Below are 22,030 nucleotides of genomic sequence, written 5' to 3'. Positions count from 1 at the left end.
ACCCTATAATCTATATTATAAATAACATAGTTGTACGGGAAAGCCTTTAAATTATGAACACTTTTCAATCTATTTATAAAGAAGGCGAATGGCAAACGCCGTTACCAAAAAAATCTGATGCAGCATTAGTATTCGCTTTTGGTGACAGACATGCCATGGCAACATCACACATGTTGTCTCAATTAAAATCATCTTTCCCTGAGGCTGAAATCTTAGGGTGCTCTACCAGCGGAGAAATTCAAGGTAGTGAAATACACGACGAAAGCATAGCGCTGACCGCCGTCCACTTTGAGAAAAGTCATGTTGTTGCCAAGTCAGATAACATTAGTAACTATGCCGACTCAAGCTCTTTGGGCACCGCACTTGTAAATCAATTAGATCATAATGGCTTACGTTATGTGTTTGTTGTTTCTGATGGACAGCTTATAAATGGCAGCGAGCTCATTGAGAGTATTACTGGCGCATTACCTAAAAACGTACTTGTGACCGGTGGCTTAGCGGGTGATCAGGCCCGCTTTAAAGAAACCATAGTATGGCACAACGATAACGTTACTAAAGGCTTAGTCGTTGTTGTTGGGTTTTATGGCGAAAAGTTAAATATTAGCCATGGCACCATGGGCGGGTGGAAACCATTTGGCCCTATACGCGAAATTACCAAATCAACTAAAAATACCCTTTACGAAGTAGACCATAGCCCGTCACTGGAGTTGTACAAAACGATGTTAGGTGAATACGCTGACGGGCTGCCAAGTTCTGCTTTATTATTCCCGTTATCTATGCAAGAAGTTGGTGAAGAACAATCCGTAGTCAGAACCATTTTAAGTATTGATGAAGATAAAAAAAGCATGACCTTTGCGGGTAATCTCCCAGAGGGTGCTAAATGCCAACTAATGCGCGCAAACTACGAAAATCTGATTGATGGAGCACAACAGGCAGGTGAAGCAGCCATACAAATGATGGGCAGCAACCAGCCTAGTCTTGCGCTTTTAGTGAGTTGTGTTGGCCGACGAATGATACTCGACCAATTAATTGAAGAAGAGCTTGAAACAATTGCAGACTTACTTCCCAAAAACTGCACTAGAACCGGCTTTTACTCTTACGGCGAGTTATCGCCTCACGTACCTCTGGGGCCATGTCATTTACATAATCAAACCATGACCCTGACTTTATTAAGTGAAGACTAGGAGGTTTACAAGTTGCATAAACTGTTAGCACGCCAGTTAAAACGTAGTAAGGTGGATGAAAGCTTTGTTCAAGAGTATGCCGATATTATATCGCGGGTATCTGATGCTTATGAACTGAATGAGCGCGAAATCAATATTTTAGAGCGCTCATTATTTATTACGTCTAACGAATTAAACGAACGTAATGACTTACTTAAAAACCAACTTAATGAGCTTTCTGATACACAGCAACAATTAGAACACTCAATTAGCGTGCTTAATGCAACATTTGACGCTATAGGCGAACAAGTTACTGTGCTAGACCTAAAAGGTAACGTTGTGAGCGCCAATATAATGGCCAGAGAGTTCTTCGAGCGCTTTAATTTAAACGCATATAATTACTTTAGCCAAATAGATAAAGTAATAAAAAAAGGCAACAAAAGCGCCGACATTATCGCGCAATTAAAAGCAGACTCAAAACAGGCCTTGAGTGGCGAGTTTGAATCTATCGACGACAAATATTATAGCTACCGCTCACTTCCTCAGCTTAAAAATGGCCAACTTATTGGTCGTGTATTTTGTATTCGTGATATCAGCGTTGAAAAAGAACATGAAGAAATCATTCATTTTCAAGCCTACCATGACGCCCTAACTGGATTAGCAAACCGTCAATTATTTATGGACCGTCTTGAGCATTCACTAACACTCGCAAGACGCGATGATTCGATGACCGCAGTGCTCTTTTTAGACCTAGACAACTTTAAGCGAGTTAACGACACTGAAGGCCACAAAGGCGGCGACGAACTACTAATCAAAATGGTAGAGCGTATTAACCATCGTTTAAGAGAGCAAGACACACTTGCCCGAATAGGTGGTGATGAGTTTGTAATTCTTGTTGAGCTTGTTAAGTCAAAAAATAATATTGAAAACTTGTGCGAGGCGTTGTTAGAGACAATAAGTAAAGAATTTATTATAAATGGTCGACCTCAATATGTATCATCAAGCATTGGAATTGCGTTATATCCACAAGATGGTATTACGCCCGACTCCTTGCTTAGTAATGCCGACATGGCGATGTATGACGCCAAAAATAATGGCAAAAATGCCTACCGTTTTTATCATAGGAAATTAGAAGATCATGCCCGTGAGCAAATGGATATTGAGCGCGAACTTCGCAAAGCAATAAACAACCAAGAATTAGAAATATACCTACAACCTAAAATAGGTTTAGACTGCAATCAGATTTTGGGAGCTGAAGTGTTGATGCGCTGGTTTACGGCTAGCGGAGAGTCTATACCGCCCGATTTATTTATTCCTATTGCTGAATCAACTGGGCTAATAAAAAAAATAGGTGAGTTTGCTATTAGCTCGGCTATATCGCTATTAGAGCAATGGCAACAAGAGGGCATCGCGCCTTTAAAGCTTGCGGTCAACCTATCAATTATTGAATTTCAGGACGAACATTTTATTGATTACATTATTGAAAGTATTTCAAACTCATCAATTAGTGGCGATCAATTAATTATTGAGTTAACTGAATCTATTTTTATGGAAAATAAAGAGAAGATGAGTAAAACCATGCATAAGCTCAAGCACTATGGTGTTGCGTTTGCATTGGATGACTTTGGTAAAGGTTACTCGTCGTTTAGTTATTTACAGTTATTGCCTATCGATTACTTAAAAATAGACAAATCGTTCTTACAAAATGTCATTACTGATGAACAAAGCGCTGCCATTGCCAAGTGTATTATCGATATTGGTCATAACTTAGATTTAGCTATTATTGCAGAGGGAATAGAGGATCAAGAAACGCTTGATTACGTATCAAAGACTCACTGCGAAATGGCGCAAGGATTTTTTATGTACCGCCCTATGCCCTCTGATTCATTTACAAAGCTAATACGAAAAAACAGCCACGCAAAGTGATATGACTATTTAGAATATCACCTTGAGTGACCCTCGAGTCTATTAGTAAAAGCCCCATTATAGAGTAATTAATTCGTCCATGAAGCTACATCTATCGTTCATCCATGAACTCACTTCGAATAACTGCGAAACTTCGTTTCGGTTTACTCTCACCCAGCGGCCGGACCTTAACTTATAGCAGCGCACTTGAGTGCCGCTCGAGTCCGTCATCACAAATTTTAGACATAAAAAAACCTCTGCTAAATCTAGCAGAGGTTATAAAAAGTGGTACCAGCGGCCGGACTCGAACCGGCACTCCTTTCGGAAGGGGATTTTGAATCCCCCATGTCTACCAATTTCATCACGCTGGCATCATTTTTCTTTAACCTTCTAAACACGAGAAGATAAAGAAAAACCACTTTAGAGCTTAGGATTATTTATGTGCCTTCGTCTCTATGCCAAGCATTATACAAACAATAGGGTTAGCAGCAAGCCTTTTATTACATAAGCATGATCAACCGCTTAACATTTAGGCAACTCTTAACATTTAAAAAAATTAAAGCGTCATGTAAATAAAGCACTTTAAAAATACAGATATTATTTAAACCAATAGTTAAATGATACCAACATACTATAGCGCTTAGTATTTTTGCGCTTTTTTGCTAAACTAGCCACACATTAACAGTGAGAGTATTTTTATGTCGGGTGAGTTTCCACGTGCTGGTTTTTGGCGCCGTTTTGCGTCGCTAATATACGACTCTTTAGTCGTCATTTCATTATCTATGCTAACCGCTATTTTGTACTTTGCTGCAATTCAAGTTTTAATTTCTACGGGCCTTATTGAGCAAACCGAAGGTCAAGACCCTGCTGCATTTATAGAGAATTCACCTTTACTAGATGGCATTCGCAGTGCTTTGTTTGTGGGCGTTAATGTTATATTTTTTAGTTACTTTTGGACCAAAAGCGGTCAAACAATTGGTATGCGAGCATGGCGATTAAGAGTACAAACTAACGATGGCAATTTAATTAGTTGGTCGCAATCAGTTATTCGCTGCATGGGCGCGTTACTTGGTTTAGGTAACTTAGTTGTGTTAGTTGATTTTAAAAACAAAAAAGCGTTACAAGATTACTTATCTAAAACAGAGGTTGTTGCTCTTTCAAAAGAAGAGAACAAACGTATATACCGCGAGCTCGATTAATGTATACACACTAATAAAACCTCTAAAAACAAAAAAGGGTGACTTACTAGTCACCCTTTTTTGTTTTTAGATATAATCGCTTATACCCGTTTATTCATTAAGTAGGTCGCAAAGCCTATAAAAATAACACTAGGCAGCACGGCGCCAATTATGGCAGGTATTTGGTAAACCATTACCACGGGACCAAATATCTCGTTTGTTAAATGAAATACAATGCCTGTTACAACACCCATAATTATTCGTGCGCCCATAGTTACAGTGCGTAATGGACCAAATATAAAAGAAAGCGCAACCAATAACATAACCGCAACCGACACGGGTTGCATGAACTTTCGCCAAAGAGCAAGATCATAAGTACTGGTATCTTGTTCATTTTGCTCTAAGTAGCTTAAGTACGACCATAACCCTGTAAACGAAAGCGACTCAGGCTTTACAGATACAACGCCTAACTTTTCAGCGGTTAGTTGCGATGGGTAAAACTCTTCTGGGTGTAGTTCAGTCGTAATTAACTCATCCGTAATAATTACTTTGTTTACATCACGTAAAAGCCATCCATCTTTTCGGCTAATTGCCTCTTTAGCTTTAGTAATTTGAGTAAGCTCAAGTGAGCTATCAAAATAGTACATGTGCAAACCGTTAAGCTTACCGCTTTCATCCACATCTTCTATATTTATGAAGTTATTTCCATCTTTCGCCCAAACCCCTTTTTGTGCGCTAAACACATCTCCGCCATGTATAGCTTGGTTTCGCATTTCTTTTGCACGTAACTGTGCCTCTGGTGCTCCCCATTCGCCAAGCGCCATCATACAAATGGCCATAAACATGGCGGTTTTCATCACCGAACCAATAATTTGCAACCGCGACATACCCGCAGCTTGCATAACCACTAATTCACTATTTGAAGCAAGCGCACCAAGCCCTGTTAAGCCCCCAATGAGCGCAGCCATAGGGAAAAACACCACTAAATCACCAGGAATACTGTACAGCGTATACAGCATGGCGGTAATCAAATCGTAACTACCACGCCCTACCGATTTTAACTGTTCAATAAATTTAATTAAGGTACTGATCCCAACTAAAACCAACAAAGCAAAGCCTGTTGTTTGTAAAATGCTGCGGCCTAAATACCAGTCGAGTGTTTTCATCATGAGCTTAACTCCCGCTTAGTGACAACAGCTTTAAGCAAAGCGCCTATTGGGCGGCCTTTAATAATTAATAAGCCACCAATAAATAAGGCACTCAAGTGAATCCACCAAAGCCCGATTGACGGCGGTATTTTGCCATCTTCTATCGCGAATTTTGCGGCATTTAATAAAATAAAATACCCAAGATACAAACTTATAGCGGGTACCAATTTAGCAAATTTGCCTTGGCGAGGATTAACCACACTTAACGGCACTGCTAGTAAAGTAAGCAGCGGAATAGAAAGAGGAATAGCAATACGCCACTGCCATTGAGCAATAGACTCAGGCGTATTAATAGCAAGCAACTGATTAGTCGGCACAGCTTCTAACTTACGGCGTTGATGCTCTATTTCTTGTTCACGAATTTGTACACTGTAACCATCAAACTCGGTCAGGTTTAATGCTGGTGTTGTTGCGTCGGTTTCGTACCGTTTCCCATCGGTTAACACTAACTGTTGCTCACCGTTTTGCGCTTCAATTACCACGCCTTGCTCTGCGTATACTAGTCGAGCTAATTCATCGTTATCACTATTTGGTAGCTGTGCAACAAACACTTTGTTTAGCTCTTTGCCACCATTTTCAATATTATGAATAAACACCACGGCTTTTTCGTTCCCTGTTTCTTGAAAACGACCGGCTCTTAATGCTGACAGCCCTGCGTCAGCTTTAGCTTGTTCTTTTAATTGATATTCTTGCTCACTGGCCCACGGTGCTAGGTACATAGTTAATGCGCCAGCCAAAAGCGCCAAGCCTGCGCTTGATATTAAAGTTACACGCACTACATACCATTCGCTCACACCACACGCTTTTAATACCGTCATTTCGCTGTCGGCGTAAATACGGCTGTACGCTAAAATAATGCCTAAAAATATACTCAATGGAAGAATTAACGAGGCAAGTTGTGGTAACTTTAACGCAATCATCGACAGCACTAATTGAGCAGGAATGCTTCCCTCTGATGCGTCACCTAAAATAACCACCAGCTTTTGTGATAAAAAAATGGTCATTAAAGTTAAAAATACGGCGACCTGCGATTTTAAAACCTCAGCGGTCAAATAACGAAAAATAAGCAATGCTCGCCCCTGTTAAACTTAGTATTTCACTACAATAGTGAGTGTCGAATAGTTAAATAGCTATTTTGCACAGTTTATACCGACAAATAGGCTATTATTATAAGCCATCAAAATTAATTATCCTACCTAAGTGCAAGATATAATGTTGCATTAGTAGCCCTTAAGCATATAAAGTTCAATTACACAGTAAGAGTCGGTAAAAATCAGCTAAAATGAGTATTATCTCTACATAAGCTTAGCTACTAAGACTAGAAAATATTATTTTTGGCCTTATTTATTAGCTTAAATGACTCACAACCAGGAGCAACAATGGAATTTAGCGTAAAAAGTGGTAGCCCAGAAAAACAACGCAGCGCATGTATTGTCGTTGGCGTGTACGAACCACGCAGGTTATCCCCCATTGGTGAACAACTCGATAAAATCAGTGATGGTTATATTTCAAATTTACTTCGCCGTGGCGACCTAGAGGGTAAACCTGGCCAAGTTTTATTATTGCACCATGTCCCTAACGTATTAAGCGAGCGTATTTTGCTTGTAGGTTGCGGTAAAGAGCGCGAGCTTGATGACAAGCAATACAAACAAATTATCTCTAAAACAATAAATACCTTAAACGATACAGGCTCTATGGAAGCGGTATGCTTTTTAACAGAGCAACACGTAAAAGGCCGAGATACTTATTGGAAAGTACGCCAAGCCGTTGAAACAACGCAAGATTGCTTATACACGTTTAATCAACTTAAAAGTAAAAAAGTAGACCCGCGTCGCCCACTTCGTAAAATTGTATTTAACGTACCCACGCGCCGCGAACTCACTATTGGTGAAAGTGCGATTGAGCACGGTTTAGCTATCGCTGCTGGCAGCAAGTTGTGTAAAGACGTTGCCAACATGCCACCCAACATTTGTAACCCAGCGTATTTAGGCGAACAAGCGCAAGAGCTTGCTACTAATTTTAATAACATCACCGTTGATATTATTGGCGAAGAAAAAATGGCTGAGCTGGGTATGAACTCATACTTAGCGGTTGGCCGTGGTAGTGATAACGAATCTGTTATGTCGGTTATTAACTACAAAGGTGCAAGCGACGAGCAAGCGCCAATTGTGTTAGTTGGTAAAGGTTTAACCTTTGACTCAGGCGGTATTTCAATTAAACCTGGCGAAGCCATGGATGAAATGAAATACGATATGGGCGGTGCTGCAGGTGTTATAGGTGCAATGCGCGCTTTGGCACAAATGCAATTACCTATAAACGTAATAGGTATTTTAGCTGGTTGTGAAAACATGCCAAGTTCAAATGCTTACCGACCAGGTGATATTTTAACAACGATGTCGGGGCAAACGGTTGAAGTACTTAATACCGATGCTGAAGGTCGTTTAGTATTATGCGATGCGTTAACCTACGTGGAGCGTTTTGACCCAGATACCGTCATAGATGTAGCCACCCTTACAGGTGCATGTATTGTTGCATTAGGTGCTCATGCAACAGGCTTGCTTGCAAACCATAACCCCCTTGCCCACGACTTATTGAAAGCGTCTGAGCAAAGTGGCGACCGTGCATGGCAGCTACCACTGTGGGACGATTACCAAGACCAACTAGAAAGCCCATTTGCTGATTTTACTAACTTAGGTGGGCGCGCGGCAGGCACAATTACCGCAGCGTGTTTTTTATCTAAGTTCACCAAAAAATATAATTGGGCGCATTTAGATGTAGCGGGTACTGCATGGCGAAGTGGTGCAAATAAAGGCGCAACAGGACGCCCTGTTCCTATGCTAACTCAGTATTTATTGAACAGAGCGGGTGTAAGCGAAGCAGCACACGATTAATTATCTGTTTAGTTCAAAATAAGGCGCCGTTAGGCGCCTTATTTATTTGTGTATTAATTGAAGCAAACCCCGTTATATGGCAAAATCTGCCTCTTAATTTATGTGTATTAACCTAGTGCACATTCAATGTCATGGGAAAGCCCGATACAATGAACATGAACGCTAAATTTTTCGTTCTAAAGCAACAAGATGAGTCTAAAGCCCAGGCTGATGATCATTTTGCTTTGGCTGCACAAATAGCGGCCGATCAGTATCGTAATGGGCAACGTGTATTTATTTGTGTAAACGATAACGATACAGCCTGTGCCATTGATGAAATTATTTGGGCATTCGACCCAGACAGTTTTGTACCACACAATTTACAAGGTGAAGGCCCTAAAGGCGGAGCCCCTGTTGAAATTGGTATTACGCCACCTGTTGGCAACCGAAAAGTTTTAATAAACTTGGCCACTCAGCTACCTGATTACATTCGCCGATTTAACCAAGTTTTTGATTTTGTCCCCGTAGAACCTGTTGCTAAACAAGCAGCCCGCGAGCGTTTTAAAAAGCTACGCCAACTCGGTGCCAATCTCACCACGCAAGATATTAATAGCTAGCCACTCAGGCAAACTAACCAACTAATTTAAGTACTTATTTAAGGTTCTGTGTAATGGATAAAACCTACAATCCGCAAGATATTGAACAGTCTCTATATCAAGACTGGGAACAAAAAGGCTACTTTAAGCCATCTGGCCAAGGCGTACCGTATTCTATTATGATCCCGCCGCCAAATGTCACGGGTAGCTTACACATGGGCCACGCTTTCCAAGATACAATAATGGATACCCTTACGCGTTTTAAACGTATGCAAGGTAACAACACATTATGGCAAGTAGGTACTGACCACGCAGGTATTGCAACGCAAATGTTGGTTGAGCGTAAACTGCATGCTGAAGAAGGTAAAACACGCCACGATTTAGGCCGCGAAGATTTTATTAATAAAATCTGGGAATGGAAAAACGAATCGGGCGGCACAATTACTAAACAGCTTCGTCGTCTTGGCGCATCAGTTGATTGGGACCGTGAACGCTTTACGATGGACGATGGTTTATCTGAAGCGGTTAAAGAGGTATTTGTTCGCCTTCATAAAGAAAACCTAATTTACCGTGGTAAACGCCTAGTAAACTGGGATCCAAAATTACACACTGCTATTTCTGATCTTGAAGTTGAAAACAAAGACAAACAAGGCCACATGTGGAACTTACGTTACCCACTAGCCGATGGCGTTAAAACACAAGACGGTAAAGACTACATTGTCGTAGCCACAACTCGTCCAGAAACTATGCTAGGCGACTCAGGTGTTGCAGTAAACCCAGATGACGAGCGCTACACAGATTTAATTGGTAAAGACATTTTATTACCTATCGTTAACCGTCGTATCACCATTGTTGCTGACGAACACGCCGATAAAGATAAAGGCACAGGTTGTGTAAAAATAACCCCAGCCCACGACTTTAACGATAACGAAGTTGGCAAGCGTCACAAAATGCCAATGATCAATATTTTCGATAAAGACGCCGCTATTTTAACGCAAGGTGAAACTTACACCTTTGATGGCAAAGAGCTTGAGCTCGATGCGCCAATTCCAGCGCGTTTTCATGGGCTTGATCGTTTTGCAGCGCGTAAAGCGATTATCGCTGAATTTGAAGAACTAGGCCTACTTGAAAAAATTGAAGACCACGGCCTAACCGTTCCTTACGGCGACCGCTCTGGTGTGGTCATTGAGCCACTACTTACCGACCAATGGTATGTACGTGTTGCGCCACTTGCAGAACCTGCTAAAGATGCAGTTAAAAACGGCGACATTCAATTTGTGCCTAAGCAATACGAAAATATGTACTTTTCGTGGATGAACGACGTACAAGATTGGTGTATATCACGTCAGCTTTGGTGGGGTCACCGTATTCCTGCTTGGTACGACAGCGAAGGCAACGTATACGTTGGCCGCGATGAGGCGGAAGTTCGCCGCGATAACAACATTGCAGATAGCGTAGCACTTAGCCAAGACGAAGATGTACTTGATACATGGTTCTCGTCAGCGCTTTGGACATTCTCAACGCAAGGCTGGCCAGAAAACACCGATGATTTAAAAACCTTCCACCCGTCTGACGTGTTAGTAACAGGTTTTGATATTATTTTCTTCTGGGTTGCGCGCATGATCATGATGACGCTGCACTTTATTAAAGATGAAAATGGTAAACCACAAGTGCCGTTTAAAACAGTGTATGTTACTGGCCTAATACGTGACGACAACGGCGATAAAATGTCTAAGTCAAAAGGTAACGTACTTGACCCGCTAGACATGATTGACGGCATTGAACTTGAAGACTTAGTACAAAAACGTACTGGCAACATGATGCAGCCAAAACTTGCCGCTAAAATTGAAAAAGACACGCGCAAAGTATTCGCAAATGGTATTGAAGCACACGGTACCGATGCGCTTCGCTTTACCCTTGCAGCAATGGCATCTACCGGTCGTGATATCAACTGGGATATGAACCGCCTTGAAGGTTACCGTAACTTCTGTAATAAACTATGGAACGCGAGCCGTTACGTATTAATGAACACAGAGGAGCAAGACTGTGGTTTTGCAAACGATGCACAAAAAGAGTACTCGCTAGCAGATCGCTGGATTTTAGGCCAATATGAAGCCACAGTTAAAACGTACACTGAACACCTTGATAACTACCGCTTCGATTTAGCTGCTAACACACTTTACGAATTCACTTGGAACCAGTTCTGTGATTGGTACTTAGAGCTAACTAAGCCCGTATTATTTAAAGGTAATGAAGCACAGCAACGTGGTACACGTAATACACTCATTACGGTACTAGAAAGCCTACTGCGCTTAATGCACCCAATGATGCCATACATCACAGAAACTATTTGGCAACGTGTTGCACCACTTGCAGGCCTTGAAACAGCGGGCACTAGCATTATGGTACAAGGCTTCCCTGTTTATAATGAAGCAAGCGTTGATGCACAAGCAATGGAAGACTTAGAGTGGGTTAAACAATTCATTTTAGCTATTCGTAACATTCGTGGTGAAATGGATATTAGCCCAAGCAAGCCACTGAGCGTATTACTTGCCAATGCATCGAGCGAAGATGTGCGCCGTATTGAAGAAAATAAATCGTTCTTGGCATCATTGGCTAAGCTTGAAGAGTTTACAATGCTTGAAAACAAAGACGACGCACCAGCGTGTGCAACCTCTTATGTTGGCAACCTTGAAATTATGATCCCAATGGCGGGCTTAATTGATGTTGAAGCAGAGCTTGCACGTATCAACAAGCAACTCGAAAAAGCAGAAAAAGGCCTAGCGCAAGTGCAAAACAAACTTGCTAACGAAAAGTTTGTAAACAATGCACCAGAAGCTGTTCTTGCAAAAGAAAACGCTAAGTTAGCTGAATTCACCGATGCTAAAACTAAGCTGCTTGAGCAAAAAACGAAGATTGAAAGCTTATAATTTTAGTCACATACCTGCTAAAGCAATTTAGCAGGCATTAAAAAGCCGCTCACTTTAATTAAAGTGAGCGGCTTTTTTGTGCCTAATGACTAAGCTAAAGGCACTTCTACATTAAAACGTGTAGTTGTACTGCGCGCCAATAAGCGTAGCATGACCTTTAGATTCAAAAGACCACTGCGAGCCTAAGTTATCTTTTTCAGTGTAGTTTTGTGTTTTACCACGAATAATACTCACGCCTAAATCAACGTTTGAGTTTTTATCGATGATGTAGTTACCACCAAAAGAGAACCAAAAGCGGTCAGTGTCTGGAATCGAGATTGATAAATGCTGTTGTGATACAGGCGACTCGTCAAACGCAATACCTGCACGTAACAATAGGTTTTCGTTGTACTGGTAGTCAGTACCTACTGAGTAACGAAGTGCATCAGAGAAATCTTCTGTTTTTTCAAATGCGCTAAACTTATCACCCGTTGGTGCTGTTACTTGTGCTTCCAATGAATCAAAGCTGCTCCAGCCAGTCCACAATACACTGTAATGTAAGCCTAATTTTTCGTCTAACTGATGTGAACCAGAAAACTCAGCAATAGCAGGTAGCGTTATTTCAACCGAACCTGGAAGTTCAAGTTGTCCGTCTAATCCACCAGGAATAAATGCAGAAGGAAGCTCGTTTGAGTATTCACCTTCAAACGTGATGTCAGTTTCTGTACGGTAGTTAAAACCAAAACGGCTGTTTTCGTCTAATTGGTACATTAAACCAACATTTAAGCCGTAACCAATATCATCACCTTCAAGGTTTACTGCATCTGTTGAAGCAGGGATTGGTAAAGCTGAAGCACCAAACTTACGAATAATTTTAGCTTCTGCATAAATTGCATTTAAGCCAATACCAAAGCTGAACTGCTCGCTTACTTTATAGGCAACGCTTGCGTTCATATTTACGGTTACAATTTCTGTTTCGCCGGCAATTTGACCTGCCGCGTAGTCGTCATCAAATTTTGTTGCTAAACCAAAGTTAGCAAATGCGCCAAAACCAACTGATACTCTGTCGTTTACTGGCATTGTGAAATAAGTTGCTGGAATAACGGCGCTAGGCGCAATGCTGTCGTCATCTAATGCATTCGGGTCGATGCCATTGTTTGTACCAGTGCCTTCAAGGCTAACATCTGGAACAACGGCTATAGCAGCAACACTTAGTTGCTTATCTTTAAATAAAGTCATTAAAGCAGGGTTACGTGCAACAACAGACGCGTCGTCTGCGATAGATGCTTCACCAGCATAAGCACGGCCTAAACCTGATGCGTTTTGCTCAGCTAATTGAAACGCAGCTGCAAAAGAGTCAGCTGAAACAAATGCAAGCGAGGCTGCGATAAGCGTTTTAGAAAATTTCATTGTTGTGTCCTTAACCAAACTCACTGTTTGGGTAGCTATGTGTGTTGTTACTTATATTCAAAACCCGACTACACTACATTAATTTTTAGAAAAAAACTTCATGATCACACCAAAAACACCTAAAAAACACGTTTTTTAACTACATTTTAACAACTATTTAAAACTCATCGGACAAGAAATATGTTATTGGAGTAATTGCTCTAAATGTAATTAATTATCATTTAGATTGACATGGATTACGCCGCATTTCAAACTCTTTTTAAAATAACCAACGGGTTAAAACTGTGCTGATCGTTCTAATTATGGTGGGTCTCATTTTTTGTGGAGCCAGTGTATTTTTCTTTTATAAGGCAAATTACTGCGCGTGCACACAGGCCGGACAATGCGACAACCCTGTTAATCGTTACTGGCTAGGCGCTATGTTAAATGCTGTTGTATCGCTCATATTTTGCTGCACAGCTTTACATGTAGAGCTTGGCACTTTGTTGTGGTTGGTACTAATGGGAAGTTGCTTTTTAGGCGCGTTTATATCAGCTCAGGCAAACCAAAAGCGCCGATGTATTAAGGCTAAACGAGCAGATGATCTTTTAACAAACGAGATAAGTTAATTTGATAATCCATGGGCTTTACACTCGCTAAAATTTTAAGCTCTTGGTTGTCGGTACTCAAATCTATATCTTTAGGCGTTACGTGATGATTATGCTTTGCATTATAAAATAATTTAACTTTTGGCTTAATAGGGTTTGAATGATTGCCCTCTAGCACCAACGCTAATCGCTCATTGGTTAACTTAACAATAGTCCCTACTGGGTGTACACCTAAACACTTAATAAATAACTGTACTAACTCTGCATCAAACAGCTGTTTGTTAGCTAACAAATAGCGAAGCGCATTAATTGGCTCATCATCCTCTTGATGCGGTCTATCTGCTGTCAATGCATCGTATACGTCTACAATCGCAATGATCCGAGCTGGGCGGCTTAATTTGCTTCCATCTACACCTCTTGGATAGCCTGAACCATCAAGACGCTCATGATGATTTACAATCATATCTAACATTAAAGAGGTGATACCTTTCCCACCTTTTAATAACCCTAGGCACGGCGACATCACTTTTTGTAAAGTCGATGAGAAGCTCAAGCACCCCTTCGGTAATTAAACGCTGAATGATTGATTTATCACGAACCAAACCACTGGTTTTAATTTTTATGCCATCCACACTCTCCTGCTGCTTAGTAACGCTATTTACGTACATGCCTGGAACGAGTTCTGATATAGGTAAGGTGATTAGCATAAAAATGAGGGTTTCTATAATTAATGAATATATACTTTAAATAGCATTATTTAGCTATAAAAGTCTAGCTTTTGAGTTCAGGGTAATAATAAATGATTAACATCAATAATTATACGCACTAGCAAGAATAAACCATAAGCTCAGCAATGAATATACGCCTAAAGGTATAAAATAGATTGCTACATATTTTATTATCGAAAATTAAATAATGTAAGGCAGCGGACTAATTTAAATAATTGTAGGTATTTTGAGGAAGAAACAGGAAATGATACTTTAAACGCAAATGGCGCTCTCGGTAGGGATCGAACCTACAACTCAGCCTTCGTAAAAACCTATACCCTGATAATCGATTATAGGAATAAAATATGTCTAACCTTTAAATTATTAATTACAGGTATACCCTAAATATTTAATACTTATGAATCCCTTTTATTTGCATCACCACTTTGAGAAAAAAACTATAGTCAGCTAATATTTAAAAGAGAAAAAAGCTTTCCAGTTGTCGTAAGCTATTTTAACTTTTACAAAATAAGATACATTTTTTTAAAAAGCTAAACTACGCACTTTAAGCAAACACCTTAACCAGCTCTCTTATTATACCCAATTCAGATGAGGATTAAGAAACTTAAAGCTATAAAAATAATGCCCGAAAAAAACCAAACTCCACAGTATTTCACCCAGTAATTACTATTAAGATAAGTGACATTAGGATTGTTAGAGTCAATTAAAATTGTACAATCAATCCCATTTTTAAACTGGGCTATAAGCTGCTGATCAAAAGCAACAAAAACACTATAAAAATTACCTTTGAATTTATAGCTGACTAACATCCTCTTGTAGTGCAAAAGCTCTAAATTGCGCACGTTATTATCAATTACATTGTTAATGTTTACAATTTTACAAACTCGCCAATGTTGCTTCTCATAACGAATCCTGAGCCATCTTATAAATGTTAGTAAGCTCAACATAACGAAACAAAGCCCTAATAATAAAAGTAATAAGCTACTCATTTTTTAATGACTTATAAATATAATGTGCAGTTATAAGATCGCTTAACGCTGTGCCAACAGACTTAAATACTGTTATATCGGATTCACATTCTCTCTCATAGTTATTTTTTTTAGCTAGCTCCGCAAGCTCGCCGGATATATTAGCTGCATCAAAAGCTCCTTCAGAGATAGGAATTAACAGCTCACCAGCCTCAGCAAGAACATTCACCCTGCTATCAACATATACCTTGCTTTGCGTTATAGTAACAGTGTCGCATTCGCGCGAGTCACACCGATGATTACCAATCAGATCAACATGCGTACCAGGCTTTAACCAATAGCCACTAAATAATGGTATTGGTGAGCCCGTTGCGCAGCTGATTACATCGGCACTATTAATAACTTTTTCACAGCTTTGTCCGAGTACAAACTCAATATCAGTAAATGCGCGCTGTAAGCTATTGTGTAAAGCAGCAACTTTATCTTGATTACGTCCTATTAACGTTACCCGTTTAAAGTTGCGCACACTCAAGTGTGCTCGAATCATATACTCAGCTAAATTACCGCTACCAAAAAAGACTAAATGCTGGCTATCTTTTCGCGATAAATAGTAACTTGCCAAAGCAGATACAACACCCGTTCGCCAGAACGTGACACGTGTACCATCAACAAGTGCAAGCGGTTCACCATGAGCGCGCGAGAACAGCATTATTTTTGAATAAAGTGACGCATACTCACTGTCAGTATTACTTGGAAAATAGGTAAATGCCTTAACCCCAATTACCTGCTTATTCCATGCTGGTAATACGGCAAATGCATCATGGTTTGTGTCTGTTTGATCTAACTCATACACGTTACGCCTAGGCATAGAAAACTGTTGAGCAAACCCTTTCTGTAGAGCAATACGAAGCGAGTCAAAATCTAGGGAGTCATCAATTTGCGTTTGATCTATTACTTTCATCCTAACCCTCCAATTCGAACGGCTTAGGGGCGTGGGTTAATACTTCATAACCATTTTGAGTTATTAAAATATCGTCTTCTATTCGCACACCACCAAAATTCGGAATGTAAATACCAGGTTCAATCGTGATCACATTACCTGCCTCTAATACATGACGGCAATTTTTATTAATAAAGGGCAACTCATGTAAAAACAAGCCAACTCCATGGCCCAACCCTTGCCCTGCCCATTTACCAAAACCAGAGTCATCGAGTACTTGCTGTGAGATATTTTGTAAGTCTAGACAGTCAACACCTGCTTTGAGTAGGTTGATCGCTGCTTGCTGAGCATTGCTTACGCTTTGATAGATTGCTGATTGTTTCTTTGAAGCTTTACCAAGTACATAACTGCGAGTCATATCAGAGCGGTAACCATTCACCACTGCGCCAAAGTCAAGAGTAATAAAATCACCTTTAGATAGAGTACGTTCACTCGGGCTGCCATGAGGCAGTGCACAACGCTCTCCAAACATTAAAATAGTGGCAAACGACATTCCTTCAGAGCCTAGTTTTTGCATTCTGAATTCAAGCTCCAGCGCTAGGTCTCGCTCTGTTACACCTTCTTTAAAATAGGGTAATGTTTGTCTAAGCGCTTCGTCAGCAATGGCCGCAGCCGCTTTTATTTGCTCGACTTCCCAATCATTTTTAACCATGCGTAAACGTTCAACCATACCGGTAACTTGTGTAACTGTATGACTAGTTAACTCACTTGCCACTTGCTGCCAAAGCGCAACATCAATAAAAGCGGCATCAAAACCTAATTGACTATTAGTCGTTAAAAAACGATTTATGCACTGACCTAATGTTTCACTATCACGATCACGGCTGACAACCTCAAAGCCAATAGACTCTGCTTGAGCTCGGCCAAAATAGCGATAATCGGTTATCAGTACACTTTCCTCCGCAGTTATTAACGCGTAAGCAGCATTACCGCTAAAGCCACTTAAGTAACGAATATTTTCATGGCCTAATACGAGTAGCGCTGTTAACCCATTTTTTTTTAATGCCTGCTTTAGTAATTGTTGGCGAGAGATAAATTGATTTTTCATCGAAATATAAATCCTTGCTTTAGGGGATCATTTGGATCAATTAAAAAAGTATGTTTACCAGTAACAAATGCTTCACCACTCACTCTAGGTATTACTGCATGGGTATCAGCGAACATGCGTTGCGATTTTAGCTCAACTGAAAATACAGAGCCTAAAATACTCTCTATTCTTATTTGCTGTCCTAATTTAAGCCTGCCTTTTGCAAACTCTAATGCAGCTCTGGCACTCACACCGGTACCAGTTGGGCTGCGATCTAATTCGCCGTCAGCAAAAATGCAGACATGGCGGCTAAATGCAGAATGACTTTTTTGTGAATTTGAATAGAAAATCACCCCATATAAAAAGCTCAACGCATCATCTGTCGGGTGTTTTGGTTGGTAGTGGCTATTAACATGCTGCTTAATAATTTTTCCTAAGCTAATAATTTGTTCATGATTGTTGGGCGCTAAACTCACATCCAAAGTATCAGCATCTACAAAAGCATAATAAGCACCGCCATAAGCAATATCACAATTGACGGCACCAAACAGAGGAATTTCAATTGGCATATCAAGCTTTTCTGCATAACTAGCAACATTATCAAAACAAACACTTATTAGTTGGTTATCTCGAAGAGTAATATATGCCTTGATAAGCCCTGCTGGTGTATCTATACGTAACTCATTAATGCCCTCAATAAAGTTGCTAATACTGCTATCTTTGGCTGCTGTGGCAAGCGCAATAATAGCGTGACCACACATTGTGCTATAGCCTTCATTATGTAAAAACAGTACGCCAAAATGGCTATCTTTACGTTCAGGTTTTGTGATCACCGCGCCATACATATCAGCATGACCTCGGGGTTCAAACATCAGTGCTTTACGTAGGTGATCAAATCTTGTTAGGCAATCAGCGCGCTTTTCAATCATGGTTTGCCCTTGTAGTTCAGCAAATCCATCAATGATTATGCGTAAAGGTTCACCGCCCGTGTGCATATCAAGAGTGTGCACTTGCAGCCAATCACCTGTAGGCTGTTGCCAATGAAAATATAAACTGTTCGTCATAGTTAACCTTAAAATTTATACGAAAAATGCCAAGCAGTTTCCTGCTTAGCATTAAGGCTGTATGGCTCAAATGAGCATGTGCTTAAACATCAAAACAACACACTAAATTACCCTAAGATAAATAGCTTAGTCCGCTGTTTTCAAACAGCTGTTTTACCAGGGAGTTAAAACTCTATACGCGCCACTAAAGACACATAACGCGCGCCTTGACGCCCCGTCACTAGCCCATAGTCTGGGTTCAGTTCTAAACCATTATCACCGTACTGTGCACGTTCTTCATCGATTGACATTGCACTATCACCATCGAATAAGTTATAGACGGTGCCTTTTAAAGTCATATCGGTACCAAAAAAGTCCGTGTAGTAGGTCAATGACATATCGACATTCGTTAACCAAGGTAGGTTTCCTTTGCTACCACGAGGAGCTGGATTACCATTTTCATCGTAATGTGATGCTTGATCATAATATTGGCTAATACACGCATCCCAAGGATTTCCCTCTGCACAGCTATCTACGCCCGCTGGATGAACTGAGAAATAACTTTTGGGACGGCCTGACGTAGTGCGGGCAACAAGGCCAACAGTCAATGCTTCAGTAATATTGTAGGCGCCGCTAAATTTAAGAGCATGGCGGTGGTCGTTAGGTAAATTACCATAGCCGTGATCCATCAAGTCACCGTAGTCATAAGAGGTTGTCCAGCCTGGGTCAGCTTGATCATTATCCGTTTTCACTAGCCCTTCGGTATTACCATAACTATGTGACCAGGTATATGAGGTGTTAATGCGTAAATCATCCGTCACATTACCATCCAAGGTAAGCTCAAGCGCTAAATACTTTCGCTGCGCCTCTGGTAAAGCAAGTTCATCAGCACTTAAATTAACCTCATCAACCTGGCCATCACCGTCAAAATCATATGACATTTGAATAGCTTCACCTGGGTTATTCAGTACATAATAAGAGCCTTGACCCACGTTATCGGTAATGCCCATTTCAGCCAGTTTTTTAGCTAATACCGGGCCGACATCAGTGTCTTCAACACTGCGTCCAAGATCACGATAAATCGCGCGTACACCCGCTGACATAGTATCGAACACTTCTTGCTGATAACCGATAGTAAATTCATCACTGTACATTGGTTTTAATGAAGATGAAGCAATCAACCCTGGTTCAGTAATACCACGCTGACGCCAACGCCTATCTCGTAGCATATCTCCTCTACTTGGTGAGCCATCAGCCATCAAACTTGGTGCACCGTTTGCGTCTAATTCATCTAACTCAAAATACTCAAACCATTCAATTGAAGCTGATCCTTGGGTGATATTCATGTTCGCAGATACTGGTTGAAAATAGCGTCCATACGTAGCAAAAATTTTAGCGCTGCCGTCACCTGACACATCATAAATTGCTTGTAAACGCGGTGCTATTTGATTATCGATATCAACAAAGGCACGCCCATCTGATACTGTGTTTTCAAACTGGCTATAACGTAGCCCCATGTTAAGCACTAAACTATCGGTTGCTTGCCATGAGTCATTGATGTAAAAAGCGAGTGAAGCTGTATCTGAATCGACTTCGCGACTTCGAACTCGTCTTTCTATAAAATCACTTCCCAAAGGTGCACCTGATACATCATTTTCACCGGCAGTCTTGACCGTCCACCAGCCCTCTGCATCACCAATGCCGTTTTGGCCTTCAAAGTAGTCCACTTTTACATTAGTATAATCAATACCAAACTGGATTGAGTGCATATCTAAATCCCAGTTGAAATCAATTCTTGCTTGGTCGCGCGTGAATTCTTGTTCTGTCACCGATGAATTTGTATGTTGACTCAAAGTGACAAAGCCATCACGCTCATCCCAAACACCTGGGTTTGGTGATGCGACCACATTTTCAACGTTTTCTGTCACTCGGCCAACGACAGCTGAAACTGAAAAAGCATCAGTTAGGTAGCCATTATAATTTAAGCTATATACTTTACCGCCATCTTCCCCAGGCGCATCCACACCTTGTTGCTCTCCAATCACATTCTCTTGCCAGCTGTAAGCAAAGGTTTTATCAGTCCAGGTGCGCTTATTGTTCATCGCTGAAAAACCCACAGAGTGATCTTCGTTTATAAACCAATCTACTTTTGTGAACCAGCGGTCTTCATCACGCTCAAAGTCAGAAAAAGTTGTTTGCCCTGCGCCTGTAGACTCTTCACGGCGAGGTGCGAATAAGCCATAAAAAAACAGGGTATCTTCGATGATTGCACCACTAGCCCATAACTGCAGTTCTTTAAAGTCGTAACTACTTTGCTGTGTATTGGTGCTAATTGTGCCATTTTCTTGATAAATAGAATCGTGCTGGCTACGTAAACTATCAGGATCCCAACGTACTTCTGCCCCGAAGTTAAAATCATTATCGCCCGATTTAGACACCGCATTAACAATACCGCCAAGTGCTCCACCAAATTCAGGACTAACCCCCCCTGTTTTCACTTGCGTTTGTGAAATAGCTTCCCATGGCAAGCGAATTGAGCCCAGACCTGTACGAATACTGGTTACGTTTAAGCCATTAAAGTAATAACCATTTTCAGCTGCTGATGAACCACCAAAGCTTGAAGCACCATTAAAACTTGCGCCACCCGGTGCAGCTGTACCTGGAGCTAATAACGCAATACTTTCAAAACCAGTGTTTACTGGCATAGCTTTTAATTCAGCATCACTGAATGTTAGACCTGAAGTAGACGAAGCCATATCTACACGGCGAATAGCGGATCCAGTAACAGCAATTCGCTCAATATCACTACCGGCTTTATATAATTGTGCATCGAGAATAATTGATTGACCAATCGTCACTGCAACATTTTCTTCAACTAACGGCTCAAACCCTTCTTTACTTATAGTGACATCATATGTACCAACTGGCACATTGCGCAGTAAATAGTCACCATCATTATTACTAGTAATGGTATACACTAAGCCTTTACTTTTATGTTTTAAAGTTATTGTAGCCCCGGTTAAATCGTTGCCAGCTTGTGCCACTACATGACCTTTAACAATGCTACTACCATCAACTGCTTTTGCTGTAGGAGTCATTATTAATGCAGCTGTTACCGCCGTTGCTAACAGCGATTTAATGCCTATTCCCCGAGTTTGCTTTTTATTATTTGTAAACATGTGAATGTTCCCTTGTTCCTGTTGGTTTTATTGCCTATTTAACTTAGACGACAAAAAATATACACTTATTACATATTGTATACAATATTAAATATACATAAAATTCGCATTCAAAAATAACCAACTGATCTTAATAGTAAAAAAATTTATGAACTTTCGACCCAACAGAAAGGAGCTATTTATGGTGTTAATTGGAATAATAAAAAGGAGGAAGACATCGCTACTGTCTTATTGCTGCTGGAAAGCTAAAGCGATGCCT

Annotated in this window: 14 protein-coding genes, 1 tRNA gene and 1 pseudogene; 7 read left to right on the top strand and 9 right to left on the bottom strand. The window is 40.6% G+C overall.

Annotation, left to right across the window (positions count from 1 at the left end):
- Positions 1-53 precede the first annotated feature (53 nt).
- The gene (locus BCG07_RS14145) at positions 54-1,184 is read left to right on the top strand and encodes an FIST signal transduction protein (RefSeq protein ID WP_286890660.1); all 1,131 of its coding nucleotides are present in this window, start codon (positions 54-56) and stop codon (positions 1,182-1,184) included.
- Positions 1,185-1,196: 12 nt separating this feature from the next.
- On the top strand, positions 1,197-3,089 hold the full coding sequence (locus tag BCG07_RS14140; RefSeq protein ID WP_286890658.1) for an EAL domain-containing protein: 1,893 nt from the start codon (positions 1,197-1,199) through the stop codon (positions 3,087-3,089).
- Between the two features lie 265 nt (positions 3,090-3,354).
- On the opposite strand, the gene BCG07_RS14135 is transcribed toward BCG07_RS14140, so the two are convergent.
- A tRNA-Leu gene (locus tag BCG07_RS14135) sits at positions 3,355-3,439 on the bottom strand.
- Between the two features lie 327 nt (positions 3,440-3,766).
- Here BCG07_RS14135 and BCG07_RS14130 point away from each other — a divergent pair.
- The gene (locus BCG07_RS14130) at positions 3,767-4,267 is read left to right on the top strand and encodes an RDD family protein (protein ID WP_006793701.1); all 501 of its coding nucleotides are present in this window, start codon (positions 3,767-3,769) and stop codon (positions 4,265-4,267) included.
- An 80-nt stretch (positions 4,268-4,347) separates the two neighbouring features.
- Here BCG07_RS14130 and lptG read toward each other — a convergent pair whose 3' ends face one another.
- Together lptG and lptF are read right to left on the bottom strand one after the other, a co-directional pair.
- Positions 4,348-5,415 (bottom strand): LPS export ABC transporter permease LptG, encoded by a 1,068-nt coding sequence (gene lptG / locus BCG07_RS14125; RefSeq protein ID WP_008131921.1) that lies wholly within the window; start codon positions 5,413-5,415, stop codon positions 4,348-4,350.
- Positions 5,412-6,524, bottom strand: coding sequence for an LPS export ABC transporter permease LptF (gene lptF / locus BCG07_RS14120; protein ID WP_006793703.1), 1,113 nt, complete (start codon positions 6,522-6,524; stop codon positions 5,412-5,414). The genes lptG and lptF overlap by 4 nt, the downstream gene beginning before the upstream one ends.
- A gap of 309 nt (positions 6,525-6,833) precedes the next feature.
- Between lptF and pepA the strand changes: the two genes are divergently transcribed.
- The 3 genes from pepA (at position 6,834) to BCG07_RS14105 (ending at position 11,850) form a co-directional block, all read left to right on the top strand.
- Positions 6,834-8,345 carry a leucyl aminopeptidase gene (gene pepA / locus BCG07_RS14115; protein ID WP_243531563.1) on the top strand — a complete coding sequence of 504 codons (1,512 nt, stop codon included), beginning with the start codon at positions 6,834-6,836 and terminating at the stop codon, positions 8,343-8,345.
- 149 nt (positions 8,346-8,494) lie between these two features.
- Entirely contained in the window at positions 8,495-8,941 is a 447-nt protein-coding gene (locus BCG07_RS14110) for a DNA polymerase III subunit chi (RefSeq protein ID WP_006793705.1), read from the top strand.
- 53 nt (positions 8,942-8,994) lie between these two features.
- The gene (locus BCG07_RS14105) at positions 8,995-11,850 is read left to right on the top strand and encodes a valine--tRNA ligase (RefSeq protein WP_243531566.1); all 2,856 of its coding nucleotides are present in this window, start codon (positions 8,995-8,997) and stop codon (positions 11,848-11,850) included.
- Between the two features lie 111 nt (positions 11,851-11,961).
- Here BCG07_RS14105 and BCG07_RS14100 read toward each other — a convergent pair whose 3' ends face one another.
- On the bottom strand, positions 11,962-13,239 hold the full coding sequence (locus BCG07_RS14100; protein ID WP_039038442.1) for an outer membrane protein transport protein: 1,278 nt from the start codon (positions 13,237-13,239) through the stop codon (positions 11,962-11,964).
- Between the two features lie 284 nt (positions 13,240-13,523).
- On the opposite strand from BCG07_RS14100, the gene BCG07_RS14095 reads away from it, so the two are divergent.
- Positions 13,524-13,847 (top strand): hypothetical protein, encoded by a 324-nt coding sequence (locus tag BCG07_RS14095; protein ID WP_074210155.1) that lies wholly within the window; start codon positions 13,524-13,526, stop codon positions 13,845-13,847.
- Here the strand turns inward: BCG07_RS14095 and BCG07_RS14090 are convergent.
- The 5 genes and pseudogenes from BCG07_RS14090 to BCG07_RS14070 form a co-directional block, all read right to left on the bottom strand.
- A pseudogene (locus BCG07_RS14090) lies at positions 13,807-14,533 on the bottom strand (cyclic di-GMP phosphodiesterase). The gene BCG07_RS14095 and the pseudogene BCG07_RS14090 overlap by 41 nt on opposite strands.
- Before the next feature lie 1,002 nt (positions 14,534-15,535).
- Positions 15,536-16,483 carry a bifunctional Delta(1)-pyrroline-2-carboxylate/Delta(1)-piperideine-2-carboxylate reductase gene (lhpI, locus tag BCG07_RS14085; RefSeq protein ID WP_286890655.1) on the bottom strand — a complete coding sequence of 316 codons (948 nt, stop codon included), beginning with the start codon at positions 16,481-16,483 and terminating at the stop codon, positions 15,536-15,538.
- 1 nt (position 16,484) lies between these two features.
- On the bottom strand, positions 16,485-17,570 hold the full coding sequence (locus BCG07_RS14080; protein WP_286890653.1) for a M24 family metallopeptidase: 1,086 nt from the start codon (positions 17,568-17,570) through the stop codon (positions 16,485-16,487).
- Positions 17,567-18,613 carry a proline racemase family protein gene (locus tag BCG07_RS14075; protein WP_286890651.1) on the bottom strand — a complete coding sequence of 349 codons (1,047 nt, stop codon included), beginning with the start codon at positions 18,611-18,613 and terminating at the stop codon, positions 17,567-17,569. Before BCG07_RS14075 ends, BCG07_RS14080 begins: the two co-directional genes overlap by 4 nt.
- A gap of 164 nt (positions 18,614-18,777) precedes the next feature.
- Positions 18,778-21,771, bottom strand: a complete 2,994-nt coding sequence (locus BCG07_RS14070) for a TonB-dependent receptor (RefSeq protein WP_286890648.1) — start codon at positions 21,769-21,771, stop codon at positions 18,778-18,780.
- Positions 21,772-22,030 lie beyond the last annotated feature (259 nt).

It is taken from the genome of Pseudoalteromonas sp. ESRF-bin5, from assembly GCF_002632075.1.
Classification (GTDB): domain Bacteria; phylum Pseudomonadota; class Gammaproteobacteria; order Enterobacterales; family Alteromonadaceae; genus Pseudoalteromonas; species Pseudoalteromonas marina.
This window is presented reverse-complemented; position numbering and strand designations above follow the sequence as displayed.